At 68.1% G+C, this 12,953-nt stretch carries 15 protein-coding genes; 2 read left to right on the top strand and 13 right to left on the bottom strand.

The genetic code is table 11. From position 1 onward, the window contains the following. Positions 1-22: 22 nt before the first annotated feature. Complete coding sequence (locus ACAM55_RS00605) at positions 23-406, bottom strand: hypothetical protein (protein WP_369654212.1); 384 nt, start codon at positions 404-406, stop codon at positions 23-25. 126 nt (positions 407-532) lie between these two features. On the opposite strand from ACAM55_RS00605, the gene ACAM55_RS00600 reads away from it, so the two are divergent. Next, complete coding sequence (locus ACAM55_RS00600; protein ID WP_369656478.1) at positions 533-1,321, top strand: SDR family NAD(P)-dependent oxidoreductase; 789 nt, start codon at positions 533-535, stop codon at positions 1,319-1,321. A gap of 71 nt (positions 1,322-1,392) precedes the next feature. Here ACAM55_RS00600 and ACAM55_RS00595 read toward each other — a convergent pair whose 3' ends face one another. The 7 genes from ACAM55_RS00595 to ACAM55_RS00565 all read right to left on the bottom strand — a co-directional run bounded on the left by ACAM55_RS00595 (position 1,393) and on the right by ACAM55_RS00565 (position 7,959). Beyond that, a complete protein-coding gene (locus ACAM55_RS00595; RefSeq protein WP_369654211.1) occupies positions 1,393-1,773 on the bottom strand; it encodes a DUF3597 domain-containing protein in 381 nt (126 codons plus the stop codon). 90 nt (positions 1,774-1,863) lie between these two features. Then, on the bottom strand, positions 1,864-2,973 hold the full coding sequence (locus ACAM55_RS00590) for a serine endopeptidase (RefSeq protein WP_369654210.1): 1,110 nt from the start codon (positions 2,971-2,973) through the stop codon (positions 1,864-1,866). Positions 2,974-3,019: 46 nt separating this feature from the next. Then, positions 3,020-3,826 carry a DUF2145 domain-containing protein gene (locus ACAM55_RS00585; protein ID WP_369654209.1) on the bottom strand — a complete coding sequence of 269 codons (807 nt, stop codon included), beginning with the start codon at positions 3,824-3,826 and terminating at the stop codon, positions 3,020-3,022. Next, on the bottom strand, positions 3,823-4,290 hold the full coding sequence (locus ACAM55_RS00580) for a hypothetical protein (RefSeq protein WP_369654208.1): 468 nt from the start codon (positions 4,288-4,290) through the stop codon (positions 3,823-3,825). The genes ACAM55_RS00585 and ACAM55_RS00580 overlap by 4 nt, the downstream gene beginning before the upstream one ends. Before the next feature lie 53 nt (positions 4,291-4,343). Further along, positions 4,344-4,850, bottom strand: coding sequence for a YiaA/YiaB family inner membrane protein (locus ACAM55_RS00575; RefSeq protein ID WP_369654207.1), 507 nt, complete (start codon positions 4,848-4,850; stop codon positions 4,344-4,346). Between the two features lie 148 nt (positions 4,851-4,998). Continuing rightward, on the bottom strand, positions 4,999-6,954 hold the full coding sequence (locus tag ACAM55_RS00570) for an MFS transporter (RefSeq protein ID WP_369654206.1): 1,956 nt from the start codon (positions 6,952-6,954) through the stop codon (positions 4,999-5,001). 147 nt (positions 6,955-7,101) lie between these two features. Next, positions 7,102-7,959: a hypothetical protein gene (locus ACAM55_RS00565; RefSeq protein WP_369654205.1), complete on the bottom strand. Its 858-nt coding sequence runs from the start codon at positions 7,957-7,959 to the stop codon at positions 7,102-7,104. A gap of 140 nt (positions 7,960-8,099) precedes the next feature. On the opposite strand from ACAM55_RS00565, the gene ACAM55_RS00560 reads away from it, so the two are divergent. Further along, positions 8,100-8,834, top strand: a complete 735-nt coding sequence (locus ACAM55_RS00560) for a helix-turn-helix domain-containing protein (RefSeq protein ID WP_028258392.1) — start codon at positions 8,100-8,102, stop codon at positions 8,832-8,834. A gap of 112 nt (positions 8,835-8,946) precedes the next feature. Here the strand turns inward: ACAM55_RS00560 and pyrF are convergent, their stop codons facing one another. The 5 genes from pyrF to ACAM55_RS00535 all read right to left on the bottom strand — a co-directional run bounded on the left by pyrF (position 8,947) and on the right by ACAM55_RS00535 (position 12,919). After that, positions 8,947-9,771: an orotidine-5'-phosphate decarboxylase gene (gene pyrF / locus ACAM55_RS00555; RefSeq protein WP_369654204.1), complete on the bottom strand. Its 825-nt coding sequence runs from the start codon at positions 9,769-9,771 to the stop codon at positions 8,947-8,949. A 33-nt stretch (positions 9,772-9,804) separates the two neighbouring features. Continuing rightward, entirely contained in the window at positions 9,805-10,578 is a 774-nt protein-coding gene (locus ACAM55_RS00550) for a uracil-DNA glycosylase family protein (protein ID WP_369654203.1), read from the bottom strand. Then, the gene (gene rimI / locus ACAM55_RS00545) at positions 10,575-11,117 is read right to left on the bottom strand and encodes a ribosomal protein S18-alanine N-acetyltransferase (protein ID WP_369654202.1); all 543 of its coding nucleotides are present in this window, start codon (positions 11,115-11,117) and stop codon (positions 10,575-10,577) included. The genes ACAM55_RS00550 and rimI overlap by 4 nt, the downstream gene beginning before the upstream one ends. Positions 11,118-11,178: 61 nt before the next feature. Continuing rightward, a complete protein-coding gene (gene tsaB, locus ACAM55_RS00540; RefSeq protein ID WP_369654201.1) occupies positions 11,179-11,907 on the bottom strand; it encodes a tRNA (adenosine(37)-N6)-threonylcarbamoyltransferase complex dimerization subunit type 1 TsaB in 729 nt (242 codons plus the stop codon). Continuing rightward, complete coding sequence (locus ACAM55_RS00535; protein ID WP_369654200.1) at positions 11,900-12,919, bottom strand: DMT family transporter; 1,020 nt, start codon at positions 12,917-12,919, stop codon at positions 11,900-11,902. The genes tsaB and ACAM55_RS00535 overlap by 8 nt, the downstream gene beginning before the upstream one ends. Positions 12,920-12,953 lie beyond the last annotated feature (34 nt).

Raw genomic sequence — 12,953 nt, 5'->3', positions numbered from 1 at the left:
CCGCCACGCATGGGCGCACCGTTTACTTGGCGGCCGCCGGTGCCTTGACCGGCAGCGGCGTGGTGTATGGCTCGATGCGCAGGAGCTCGTTCTTGAAGACGGCCACCTGCCGCAGCGGGGCCTGCACCAAGGCGCCCCCGGCGTCCTTCTGCGATGCGTATTGCCAGAGCGTGAGCTGTCCCTTGGCCGCCAGCAATTCGGCCAGGCGCTGTACGGCGGGCCCCGAGCCCGTGCCGAGTTGGGCGGCCTCCACGCCGACGACGATCTCGTCGCGTGGCGAAACCAGTTTGAAAAGCTGAATGGACGCAGGCGTTTGTGCCCGGACAGGCCGCACGGCGGCGGCCAGCGGAAGAATCGCCAGGGCGGCGAGGCCGGTCATTGCGCGGCGACGGTAAAGGATGTTCATGGGCGTCAAGCGTAGCCACGCGAGCGTCCGTTGCCCACCTGCCGGAAGCCATACGCCACATACGCCAGAGGTATGCAGGAGTAAACCGGGTGCGCTTGAATGCGTTCATCCGCTACGCTCAACGTCATGACCACCGCTTCTTCTTCACCACCCACTGCGTACACCGCCCGCTATCCCTCGCTGGCCGGCCGCACCGTGTTCATTTCGGGCGGCGCCACCGGCATCGGCGAAGCGCTGGTGCGGGCATTCCACGCCCAGGGCGCGAAGGTGGGCTTCTGCGATCTCGACGCCGCCGCGGGCCGCGCGCTCGCGGCCCGACTGCAGGGCAGCCACCCGGCGTTTTTTTGCGAGTGCGACGTGACCGACACTGCGGCGCTCACCGCCGCCATTGCCGCGGTTCGCGCGCAGTTCGGCCCGGTCGGCGTGCTGCTGAACAACGCGGCCAACGACCGGCGCCATGACATGGCCGACGTGACCAGCGAAGACTTCGATCGCCTGGTGGCGGTCAACTTCAAGCACCAGTTCTTCGCCGCGCAGGCCGTGGCGGACGACATGCGCGCGCTGGGCAGTGGCTCGATCATCAATTTCGGCTCGATCAGCTGGATGATCAAGGGCCGGGGCTACCCGGTCTACCAGGCCTGCAAGGCTGCCGCGCGCGGCCTCACGCGTTCGCTTGCGCGCGACCTGGGCAAAGAGAACATCCGCGTCAATTCGATCGTGCCGGGATGGGTCATGACCGAGCGGCAGATCAAGCTGTGGGTCAAGCCGGAGTCTGGCGCCGAGATCGATGCGGCCCAGTGCCTGCCGGGCCGCGTGATGGCCGAGGACATTGCCGCCATGGCGCTCTTCCTTGCCGCCGACGATTCGAGAATGTGCACCGCGCAAGACTTCGTGGTGGATGCCGGCTGGACCTGAACCTCTCGCGCCCTCTCCCCTCGAAGCAAGAAGCCCGGCATGCCGGGCTTCTTGCTTCGAGGGGCGGACGATCAGTCGCGCAGTTCTGCAGGAACCTTGCCGCCGTTGGCCGCCAGCTTGGTCATGACCTGGCGATGCAGCCAGATGTTCATCTTGGCGCTGTCGCTCGTATCGGCGCCGTAGCTGAGTTCGGCCGCCAGCTGCTTGCGCGCGTCGAGGCTGCTGTCCAGCCCGAGCAGCTTCATCAGGTCGACGATGGAAGTGCGCCAGTTCAGGCTGCTCGCGCCGGGCATGCCGTCGAGCAGGGCCTCGACGTCCACCACCGTGATGGCGGGTGGCGGTGCCGCGGCAGCCGGAGCGCCCGCGGGGACGGGGGCCGGAGCAGCCGCGGGTGCGTTGGCGGCGTTTGCGGACGGGAAGATCTTGGAAAGAATGCTGCCGAAAATGCTCATGCGTGTGCTCCATCAATGTTGAGAACTGAAAACCCGCGGCCACGTCGGTGCCGCAGCCGGACGTTGTAGCACGCTGGTGCGGCGCTTCCGCTACACGGCGGGCTGAGCCGGTGCGCCGGGTGTGAACGAATCCACAGACCCCGCGGCCGATGCGAGCGGCGCCCGCGGCGCAGCGGAGGTGCCGCAGGCATGGCAGAACTTCGAGAACGCGCTCTTGCGGGTTTCGCACTGGCCGCAATGGTCGAACAGGCCGATGCCGCAATGCGGGCAGAAGTCGATCTCGTTGTTCTTCAGGTCCACCGGCCGCTCGCAGCCGGGACACACGTTCTTGCCGAGCCGCACCAGCGCGGTGTCGTAGCTGAGTTCCTCGCGCCGCACCTGGTCGGGTTGCTGCTCGGCCAGCTTCTGGCGCGCAAGGTAGCGGTTCAGCGCGACGATGGCATAGCGCCCCACGAGCACCGTGGCCAGGATGCCCACCACGTAGCGCACATAGCCGCCGTAGCTCGGCAGGTAAGGCACCAGCTCGACGAAGAAAGCGAACAGCGCAAAGAAGATGAAGCCCCAGACAAAAGGCCAGGAGGTGCCCTTGCGCTTCTTCACGAACAACCAGCCTGCCACCACCAGCAGGGGCAGCGTGAGCGCCAGCCGGTAGCCGAACACGCGCAGCTCGACGCGCCGGTACTCGGCCTCCAGCTTCTCCTGGGCGGCACGCTCCAGCACCGCCAGTGATTGGCGGGCGCGCTGCTCGGCCTGCCGCGCATCGAGCACGATCTGGCGCTGCGCAGCCACCTTGCGCTGGGCTTCGTCCTCCTTCTGCTTGAGCGCATCGAGCGTCTTGGTGCGCGCGATCAGCTCCGGGTCCTGGTCGGGCTGCGCAGTGGCGCGCCGCGTGGCAATCCAGTTGCCGAAGGTTTCGCGGGCGTTGGCGCTGGCCTGCTGCGCGGCAGTGAGCTGCAGGCGAACCTGATCGAGCTCCCGCGTGGCGACCAGCTCGGTTTCTTCCGACGTCTTGATGGTGCTTCGCAATGGCTCGGCCGCGGCCCGGTCGATGAAATCGTCGAGCTGGAGCGCCCGTTCGACCTTTGGCAGGTCGTCCACGATGGTGCCGCCAAGCCCGATCAAAAAGCTCGCGAACACCAGCGCCACCAGCCACAGGCCGCGGCGAAACCACTTTTCGGACAGACGCAATGACTTGCTCATTTCTTCTTCCTCTTTTGTCTTCGAAGCGCGAGCGCTCCTGTTGCCACTACAGCTTGAACGCCACCGGTGCCGCCCCCAGCCCCGCGCGCGGCAGCCATGCGAACACCGAATCGACCGTGACCGTTTCGATGCGGTCCGAAAACCGCTTGTCGTTCGGATGATCGTCGAACGCCACGTTGGCCGACCCTATGCGGCCGCCCAGGCGCGTGAGCGGCCCGAGCCGCAGTGTCGTCGGCTCGTAGCCCTTGAACTGCATCCAGGCCTGCGCCTGCGCGCGGTTGCCGATGGTGGCGGGCTCCATGGCCGCGGCCAGCGTCTCGACCGCCCACTGGTTCGACTGCTGGTATTTCTGGCCCCAGACGTAGCTCACGATGCTGTAGGGCGCAATATTCAGCCGCACGATGCGCGACGGCGATTCGCGCAACGCGGCCAGCAGTTGCGTTTGCACCTGCGGCGTGGGCACCGACCAGGCCGCTTCGTAGCGCCAGAGGTCGTCGAGGAAGAACTCGCCGAGCCCCTGCCGGTACACCGCCGCCTCGGCCGTGCCGCACTGGTTGAGCTTGTGCACCACGCGCCACGGACCTTCGTCTGTCTTGTAGGCGATGCCAAGGTGCGAATAGCGCAGGCCGTACTTGCTCAGGTCCTGACCTGCCCGCGCCAGCAGCACGACGCGGGCGCCGCTCGCGTCCAGCTGCTGCGACGTGCGCTCGGCCAGCTGCATGCCCTTGACGATCACCTCGGCGGTCGGCCTGGCCTGTTCGCAGGAGCGGCCGGCCTGCGCCTGCAGCGGCAATGCCATTGCGAGCGCAAGCAGGAACGCCGGGGGAGGCGCCGTGAAAAGCGCGCGATTCATGACAGCCTCTCGTTGTGCAACAGCGCGCGGCCGATGGCGTTGGGCACGAAGGCCAGCACCTCGCCCGCGGCCGACAGCACGATGCCGCTGCCGATCACGCTGACCAGCACGCCCTTGCCGACCGCCGCGGACACGCCGTTGGCTGCGCGCCCCATCACCTTGACGCTGGCGCGTGCGCCATCCGAAGCGCGTTCCAGCAGGTAGACGGTGCCATCGGCCGAAGCCTCGACCGCAATCACCGTCAGCATCGAGCCGCCCACCGACAGCGCGGCGGGCACCGCGACCACCGCCGTGGCCGAAGCGCCCACGGCTGAAGCGGCGCCCACGACGGACGCCACGGGCAGCAGCGAGAGCGCGGCCGAAGCCTCGGAACCCCGGGATTGAGCCTGGGCATGAAGAGGGAGCGTGGCGCCTGCGAATGCGGTGCAAGCGGCGACCAGAAGAGAAGCAATCGACTTTTTCATGACGGTCTTTCGTTGGCTGATGTGCGGGTTGGCGTGAAGTGGAGAAGCGGCGCTCATTCGGCCGCGGCGGAAGAAGCCGCGGCTTCCTGGCGGGCGGCGCGGCGGCCTTGCAGGCGCGCTTCGACCAGATCGGCTTCGTGGCGGTCGCGCAGCGTCTTGGCCAGCGTGAAGGCCGAGCTGATCAGGAACAGCCAGCTCACGCCCAGGAAAGCCTTGTAGGCGTCGTTGATCTCCATGCGCACCAGGCCCCAGCCGGTCAGGCCCATGGCGGTGAAGAAGCTGCCCCAGACCACGAGGCGCCACATCGGCACGTCGCGGCCCGCGGCGGCGCTGGCGTCCGCGTGCTGGTTGTCGCGCACGAACTTGGCCAGCATGAAGGCGGTGCTGAGGCAGAACACATAGCCCATCACCATGAACGCACGGTCCAATGCCTCGCCCGGCAGCCAGCTCAAGCCGGTGGCGCACAGGAACACGGCGACGGCGAACGAAGCCCAGGCCTGGAACTGCCAGGCCCGCGTGTCGCGCTGGATCGAAACGGTGGTGGACGGGAAGGGTTGCATGAAGGCCTCGCGGCGTAGTGAAGGTGAGCGAATGATGGTTCGCTCCCGCACTGCGAGGCTCAAATGCTTAAACCAGTTCTGGTTTGAGCCGCCGCGGGTATCTCGAAGAGATACTTTTCGGCGCCTTGCACGCCGGACAGGCCGCGCGTCAGGCCCCGAGCAAGCCGCTCACGCGCTGCTGCAGCGTCTCGGGCCGGACATCGGCCGTCGGCACCGCGTGGCCGACATTGAGCCCTACGCGGCTGTAGAAACCGCGGCGGAAGGGCTTGGCCATCGCCACGTTCTGGCCGCCGCGCAGCTCGATGCGGCTGAAGTAGGAGCCCCAGAGGTTGGTCAGCGCCATCGGGACGACCGGCGGCTCGATGCCTTCGGCGCGCGCACTCTCGATGATCTTCATCACGCCGCCCTTGAAGGGTTGCAGCTTGCCGTCGCGCGTGATGGCGCCTTCGGGAAAGATCGCCAGCAGGTCGCCTTCGCGCAGCACCTGCAGCGCCTTGGCAAAGGCGGCTTCATAGGCTGCCGGGTCTTCCTTCTGCGGCGCAATGGGAATGGCCTTGGCCAGCTTGAACAGCCAGCCGAGCACCGGCACCTTGAAGATCCGGTGGTCCATGATGAAGCGGATCGGGCGCGGGCTCGCGGCCATCAGCAGTATTGCGTCGATGAAGCTCACGTGGTTGCACACCAGTACCGCCGCGCCTTCGGTCGGAATGTGCTCGTCGCCCTTGATCTCGAAGCGGTAGACGAAGTGCGAGAGCAGCCACGCGATGAAGCGCAGCAGGTACTCGGGCACCAGCATGAAGATGTAGAACGCCACCACGGCGTTGGCGATGCCGGTGAAAAGGAAGATCTGCGGAATCGTGAAGCCGGCGCCGAGCAGCGCGCCCGCGATGACCGAGCTGCCGATCATGAACAGCGCATTGAGGATGTTGTTGGCCGCGATGATGCGCGCGCGATGCGTCGGCTGGCTGCGCAGCTGGATCAGCGCGTACATCGGCACGCTGTACAGGCCCGCGAAGAGCGACAGCAGCGCCAGGTCGGCCATCACGCGCCAGTGCGCGGCCTGGCTCACGAAGGTGCCGAGCCCCATGACCGCCACCGGCGGCAGCGCGCGCGACGCAAAGTACAGGTCGATGGCGAACACGCTCATGCCGATGGCGCCCAGCGGCACCAGGCCGATCTCCACCTGCCGGCGGCTCAGCGTCTCGCACAGCAGCGAGCCGATGCCGATGCCCACCGAGAACACCACCAGCAGCAGCGAAGCGACCTGCTCGTCGCCATGCAGCACTTCTTTCGCGAAGCTGGGGAACTGGCTCAGGAACACCGCGCCGAAGAACCACATCCACGAGATGCCCAGCAGCGACCGGAACACCACGATGTTGCCGTGCGCGAGCTTGAGATTGCGCCAGGTCTCGCTGAACGGGTTCCAGTTGATCACCAGGCCCGGATCGGTCGCGGGCGCCGCCGGAATGGCCTGGGCCACACCGCGCCCGGCCAGTGCCAGCAGCACGCAGGCCACCGCCACCGTGGTGTGGCCGACCTGCGGCAAGGCCACCAGCAGCCCGCCGGCCACCTGGCCGAGCAGGATGGCGACGAAGGTGCCCATCTCGACCATGCCGTTGCCGCCGGTGAGCTCGCGCGCATCGAGCACCTGCGGCAGGTAGGCGAACTTGACCGGCCCGAACAGCGTGGAATGCAGGCCCATGAGGAACACGCAGCCCAGCAGCACCACCGCATCGGCCCGCACGAAGCCCCAGGCCGCGAGCAGCATGATCGCGATCTCGAGGTTCTTCACGAAGCGGATCATCTTCGTCTTGTCGAACTTGTCGGTGAGCTGCCCGGCCGTGGCGGAAAACAGCAGAAACGGCAGGATGAACAGCGCGCCGATGGCCAGGCCCGCCATGGCCGGCGGCATCCAGCTCAGCTGGAGCTGGTAGGTCACCATGACCGTGAAGGCGAACTTGAAGAGGTTGTCGTTCGCTGCGCCCGCGAACTGCGTCCAAAAGAAGGGCGCGAAGCGCCGCTGCCCGAGAAGCGCGAACTGGTTGGCGTGCGCGTTCGCTTCGTGAGGCGCGGTAGCAGCAGCAGCGGCGGCGGGATTTGTCATTCGAAGCAACTCCTCTTGTCTTGTTATCTACACACTGCCCCCGCTTCTTCGTGCAACACCGCGGATCCGGATCTGCCGGTCCGCCGGTGTTGCCCCCGGCAGGGGGTTGGCGCAGCGACACGAAGTGCGCGAAGACTGGGGGCGAGCCTATGTCACCAGGGCGGCTGCGTCGGGATTGTGCCGCAGCAGGGCCCTGCGCCAGCTCACGTCGAGCTTCCTGAGCGCCGCGAGCACCGGCAGGCCGGCCAGCGATGCCGCCAGGTGCTTGAGGCTGTGGCCGGAGATCAGCTGCCCGGACATCTCGTAGATCGGCTCGTCCGCCAGCTCGAAGCCCTTGGCCAGCACGTAGAAGAAGATCACCCAGCCGAGCTTGAGGCCGACCGCGCCGCGCATCGGCGTGGCCAGGGCCAGCGTCAGCACCAGCGCCATGCCGCCGAACTGCACGATCGCCCAGGGCAGGACATTGCCGCTTTCATGGAACACCTCCGCCGAGAGCAGTCCCGCCATCAGCACGAACCACGCCGCCGGCCAGCCGGCGCGCTGGCTCACGCGCTCGCAGACCGCAATGCCGATCAGGCCCGCGAAGGCCACGGCCATCCCGGCGCGGTCGGCCGCGAGCCGGGACGCGTCTGGCATCAGGTGAAAGAAGGCCGAGCCGGCGGCGGTGGCGATCAACCCCGCGAAGAAAAGCCAGGCGCAGTCGAGCGTGTTGTCCGGCGGGTCACTGGCCGGCGGCGCCAGCGGGAATTCGGCCAGCGCCTGCTGGTGGGCGCGGTCGATCCGGTTGAGCCGGTACAGGCCCCAGCAGCCGACGAGCGCGAAGGGCAGGTTGCTGAGCACGTCCATCGCGTTGGGTAGGCCGTGCCAGGCGCGGCCATCGGCAAACACCGATGCGATCGCCACGTCGGCGGCCGGCAGCGCCGGTCCGAGCAGGGCCGCCAGCGCGAGCAGCACAAGGGTGAAGAGCAATCCGCGTTCGCGGCGGCTGAGGGTGGGCGGGAGCATGGCGGTCCTCGTTGGGTGGGTGATACGAGCCGCGGAATTTAGTTGCCAGCCTCTCTACAGGAATCGAGAATCGATACGAGGCATTAATTCACACCTTTCGGTATCTTCTTTTAATACCCCCTTGCCAGCAAGCCACTTTCATGAGTACCACCGTCGACCTCGTCCAAGCCCTCAAGAACGAACTCAAGAGCGCCCGAATGACCTATGCCGACCTGGCGCGGTCGCTCGACATGGCCGAATCCAGCGTGAAGCGCATGCTGGCCAAGAGCGACATGCCGCTGTCGCGCGTCGACGCGATCTGCCGGGCGCTCAAGATCGACTTTGCCGAACTGGCGCGCCGCGTGGCCGACGCCCAGCCGCTCCTGAAGGAACTCACGCAGGAGCAGGAAAAAGCGGTGGTCAAGGACAAGAAGCTCTTGCTGGTGGCCATCAGCGTGCTGAGCCAGTGGACGCTGGAGCAGATCGTGTCGTCGTACCGGATCAGCGAAGCGGAATGCATCGGCTTTCTGGCCCAGCTGGACCGCATCGGCATCATCGAGCTACGCCCGCTCAACCGCTACCGGCTGAAGCTGGCCAAGACCTTCCGCTGGCGGCCCCACGGCCCGGTGATGGAGTTCTTTCGGGAGAACGTGGTGCTCGACTACTACCGCGGCGGTTTCGACGGCCCGGCCGAAGGGCTGCTGCTGGTGCACGGCTCGATCAGCCGCTCGCTGGCGCCGGCGTTCCTGGAGCGGCTGCAGCGCGTGGCGCAAGACTTTGCGCAGCAGCACCAGACGGACCAGAAGCTCTCGGCAAAAGACCGCGAGGGCTACACGCTGCTGCTGGGCATGCGCAACTGGGAATTCGAGGCCTTCACGCGCCTGCGCAGAGCCTGATTGGCTCTCCCCCAGGCTTCGCGCACTTCGTGTCGCTTCTCCACCCCCCTCACCGGGGGCAACACCAGCGGCCCGGCAAAGCCGGTTCCGCGGTGTTCCACGAAAAAGCCCCTCAGGCCTTGGCGGATTCCAGCGCGTCGCGCGTGGTGCGCGCAGCCTTTTGGGCCGCCTCGGCAAAGTCTTCGCCCGACGAGGCATAGATGATGGCGCGCGACGAGTTCACGATGATCGGCGCATCGGCGCGCCAGCCGGCACGCACCGTGGCCACCGCATCGCCGCCCTGGGCGCCAACACCCGGAATCAGCAGCGGCACCGTGGGCGCGAGTTCGCGCACGCGTTCGATTTCCGCCGGGTAGGTTGCACCCACCACGAGGCCGAGCTGGCCGTTGAGGTTCCACGGACCCTGGGCCAGCTTGGCGACGTGCTCGTAGAGGAAAGGCTGGCCCTCGATGTCCGCCAGCCGCTGGCCCTGCAGGTCGGAACCGCCGGGGTTGCTGGTGCGGCAGAGCAGAAAGGCGCCCTTGCCTTCATGCTTGAGGTAGGGCGCCACCGAATCGAAGCCCATGAAGGGCGACAGCGTCACCGCGTCGGCGCCATAGCGCTCGAAGGCCTCGATGGCGTACTGCTCGGCCGTGGAGCCGATGTCGCCGCGCTTGGCGTCCAGGATCACGGGCACATGGGGCGCATTGCGGCGCATGTGCTCCATCAATTGTTCGAGCTGGGCTTCGGCGCGGTGGGCTGCGAAATAGGCGATCTGCGGCTTGAAGGCGATGACCAGGTCGGCCGTGGCGTCGACGATGCGCGCGCAGAAGTCATAGATGCGGCCCGCGTCGCCCTTGAGCTGCCCCGGGAACTTGGCTGGCTCCGGATCGAGCCCCACGCAGAGCAACGAACCGTTTTTTTGCTGTGCGGTGGCCAGCTTGTCGAGGAAAGTCATGGGGTCCGATTTTAAGGACCCGGCCGCAGCGCCCTAATTCGAAGCGGTTTTCTGCGCTGCGGCCAGGCAGAGATCGGCCCAGGCGCGCGCCTTGTCGGCGGGGTTTCGCAGCAGGTACGCCGGGTGGTAGGTGGCCACCACCGGCACGCCGTCGACCGATGGCAGCGGCACGGCGCGGCCGCGCAGCTTGCCGAGCGGATCGCCGCTTTGCATCAGGCTTTGCGCCGCCAGCGGCCCCATGGCGAGCACCAGGCCCGGTGCCAGCGCGGCGGCGTGTTCCTCGAAGGCCTCGGCCATCGGGCGCGGGCTGCCGGGCTGGCCGGCGGCGACGCCGCGGTGCGTGCGCATCAGGTGCACCGGCGTCTTGCCGTCGTGCAGCTTGAGGGCGCGCAGCATGTTGTCGAGCAGCTTGCCGGCGTCACCGGCAAAGGGCTCGCCGTGGCGGCCATCGGCCTCGGGTGGCATGTCGGCCACGACCAGCCAGCCGCCCTGGGCCGGTGCGGCTCCGGCCTCGGCGTAAAGGCGGCGGGGGGCCTCGACCAGCACCGCGGCGCCATGGGCGATCGGCGCGGCCGCGGGGCGAGCCGCCGGGGCGGCGGCGGGCCTTGCGGCCGGGGCGGGCGCCTCGGCAACGAAGCGTTCGCGCGCCTCTTCAACCGGCGGTGCTTCCGCGAGCACCGCTTTCGTTTCAACCGCGGCCGTTGGCGCTTCCACCACTTCGGGCATCGGCCACCAGACCTTCACGCCCATCTCGTCGAGCATCGCGCGCTGCCGCGCATCGAGCTTCAATGTCTGTACCGCGCTCATCGCAAAGCTCCCCAGGCCGAGCCTGTTTCATTCAGTCGCAGGCTCATGACGACGGCGTCTTCGCGCTTGCCGTCATGGGCCGGGTAGTAGCCCTTGCGCACGCCCACACTGCGGAAACCCTGGCGCACGTAGACGTCGAGCGCACGCTGGTTGCTCTGGCGCACTTCGAGCCAGAGCCACTGCGCACCTTCGGCGCGCGACCATCCGGTCAGCGCCGCGAGCATCAGCGGTGCCCACCCCTGGCGCTGGAAAGCCGGCGCCACCGTGAAGTTGAGCAGATGCACTTCGTCCACGCCCTTCATGGCGACGAAATAGCCGATCAGCGTTTCGCCGAGGCTGGTCACCGGCGTGGCCAGGTCGGGCACGGAGACCGGCGCGAGCAGGCATTGGCAGTGGTAGCCGACGGCCATCGAATCGATGAAATTCGCCCGCGTCCACGGGTGGCTGTAAGCGGTGTGCTCGACCGCGCAGACGGCATCGAGCCGCTCGACGGTGAGCGGTTCGAGGCGGGCTTCGACAGGCTGAAGAACGGCGCTCATTCGATTACCTCCGTGCTTCGCACTGCGGTGCGAGCTTGCTTGGGGCGGCCCGGCGCGGCGCTCATGGTTTGCTGGCAACAGGTGGAACCGCGACGGCGGCCGCCTTGATGGCAGCGCGCTCATCGGTCGTTTGCGCCACTTTATCGCGAACATAGAGCGGCCAGGCATGTGCCGCGTCCACGGTGCGGCCGGCGGCCAGCAGCGCGGGCGCGAGGCGGAGCATGGCGGTGGCGGTCGGCAGCACCTCGTGGCGCGCCGCGGCCGGCGCAAGGCGCGGGCCATAGGCGGCAAAGGCGTTGCCGGCGAGGGACCAGCCGGCGGGCACCTCGAGCGCTTCGGGCGCGAGCAGCAGCGGCTCGCCGCCATCGCCTGGCAGGGCGCCCAGCGCAGCGCCGCCATCGAAGTCGTAGCGCGCGGCATAGAGCTGGTCCATGCGCGCGTCGAGCGCGGCCACCACCTGGCGGGCGCCGAAGGCATGGCGGGCCTCCTCGGCCACGGCCAGCAGCGTGTCGACCGGCAGCAGTGGCACGCGGGAGCCGAAGGCCAGGCCCTGCGCCACCGAGCAGGCGGTGCGCAGGCCCGTGAAGGAACCCGGCCCGCGGCCGAAGGCAACGGCGTCCAGCGCGGCCAGCTCGAGCCCGGCCTCGCCCAGCAATTGCAGGATGAGCGGGATCAGCGTGCTCGACGCCTGCGCCCCGCCGGCCCCGCTGTGCGTGAACAGGCGCTCGCCGTGGCGCACCGCCACCGACAGGTGTTCGGTGCTGGTGTCGAAAGCCAGGAGCTTAGGCATCGCGTCGCCCCATGGCGGCGGCCGGAACCGTGGGCATCGCGGCATTGCGCGCCCCGGTCGCCGACTTCTGCACGCCGAACAGGATGCCGGCGGTCACCAGAAGCAGGCCGGCGATCAGGTTCCAGTGCAGCGGCTCGTCGAGCCAGATCACCGCGCCGAAGGCCGAGAGCCCGGGCACGAGCGCCGTGATCATGGTGCTGCGCACCGGTCCGAAGTACTGGATCATCTTCGTGAACGTGATGCCCGAGATGACGACCGAGCCGACGCCCTGGAACAGCATCTGGAACGCCACCTCTGCCCACGGTGCGGAGCCGATGCGGCTCGCCACCGCACCGCCAGCCACCAGCAGGCTGTACACGGGTACATAGGTCAGCAGCGCGAAGACGGTGATGGCGATGGTCGCGCGCACGGCGTCGAGCCCATGGCGGCGCGCCACCACGCTGTAGCAGGCCCAGCAGAAGGCGGCCGCCATGAAGAGCAGGTCGCCCTTCCAGACCTCGCCGCCCTCAAAGGCGTGCAGCAGGCTGCGCCCGCCGACCACCAGGTCGCCGGCCACGATCAGCGCCAGCCCGAAAGCGCGGCCCGGCGTGATGCGGTCGCGCAGCACCAGGGCCGCCAGCAGCGTGGTCCACAGCGGCAGGCTGCCGGGCATCAGCACCGAGGCGTGGCCTGCTGGCGCGAAGAAGAAACCGCTGTAGGCCAGCATGGCATAGGCCACGCCGCCGAGGATGCCGGCGCTTGCGGTCACGCGCAGCGACAGGGGCGAGAGGCCGAAGAGCGAAGAGGCGGTGAGTCCGTCCTTTTGCCGGAGGTCCTTCATTACCATCCAGGCACCCCAGGGCACCAGCACCAGGCTGGCGCCGCAAATGCGCGCCAGCGCCAGGTCGAACGGGGTGAGCGAGCGTGCGGCCGAGGCCCGGGCGATCACGATGAAGGCCGTCCAGACCAGCACGGTGACCACGGCCGCGCCGATGCCGAGCGTGCGGGGCGAGAGACGGGGCATGGCGGGCATCCCCCGATTATCGAGGGCCCGCACTGGGCCGCGC

This window comes from Variovorax sp. V213, from assembly GCF_041154455.1.
Lineage (GTDB): Bacteria > Pseudomonadota > Gammaproteobacteria > Burkholderiales > Burkholderiaceae_C > Variovorax.
Note: the sequence above shows the minus strand (reverse complement) of the source record. Positions and strands in the feature narration are given on the sequence as shown.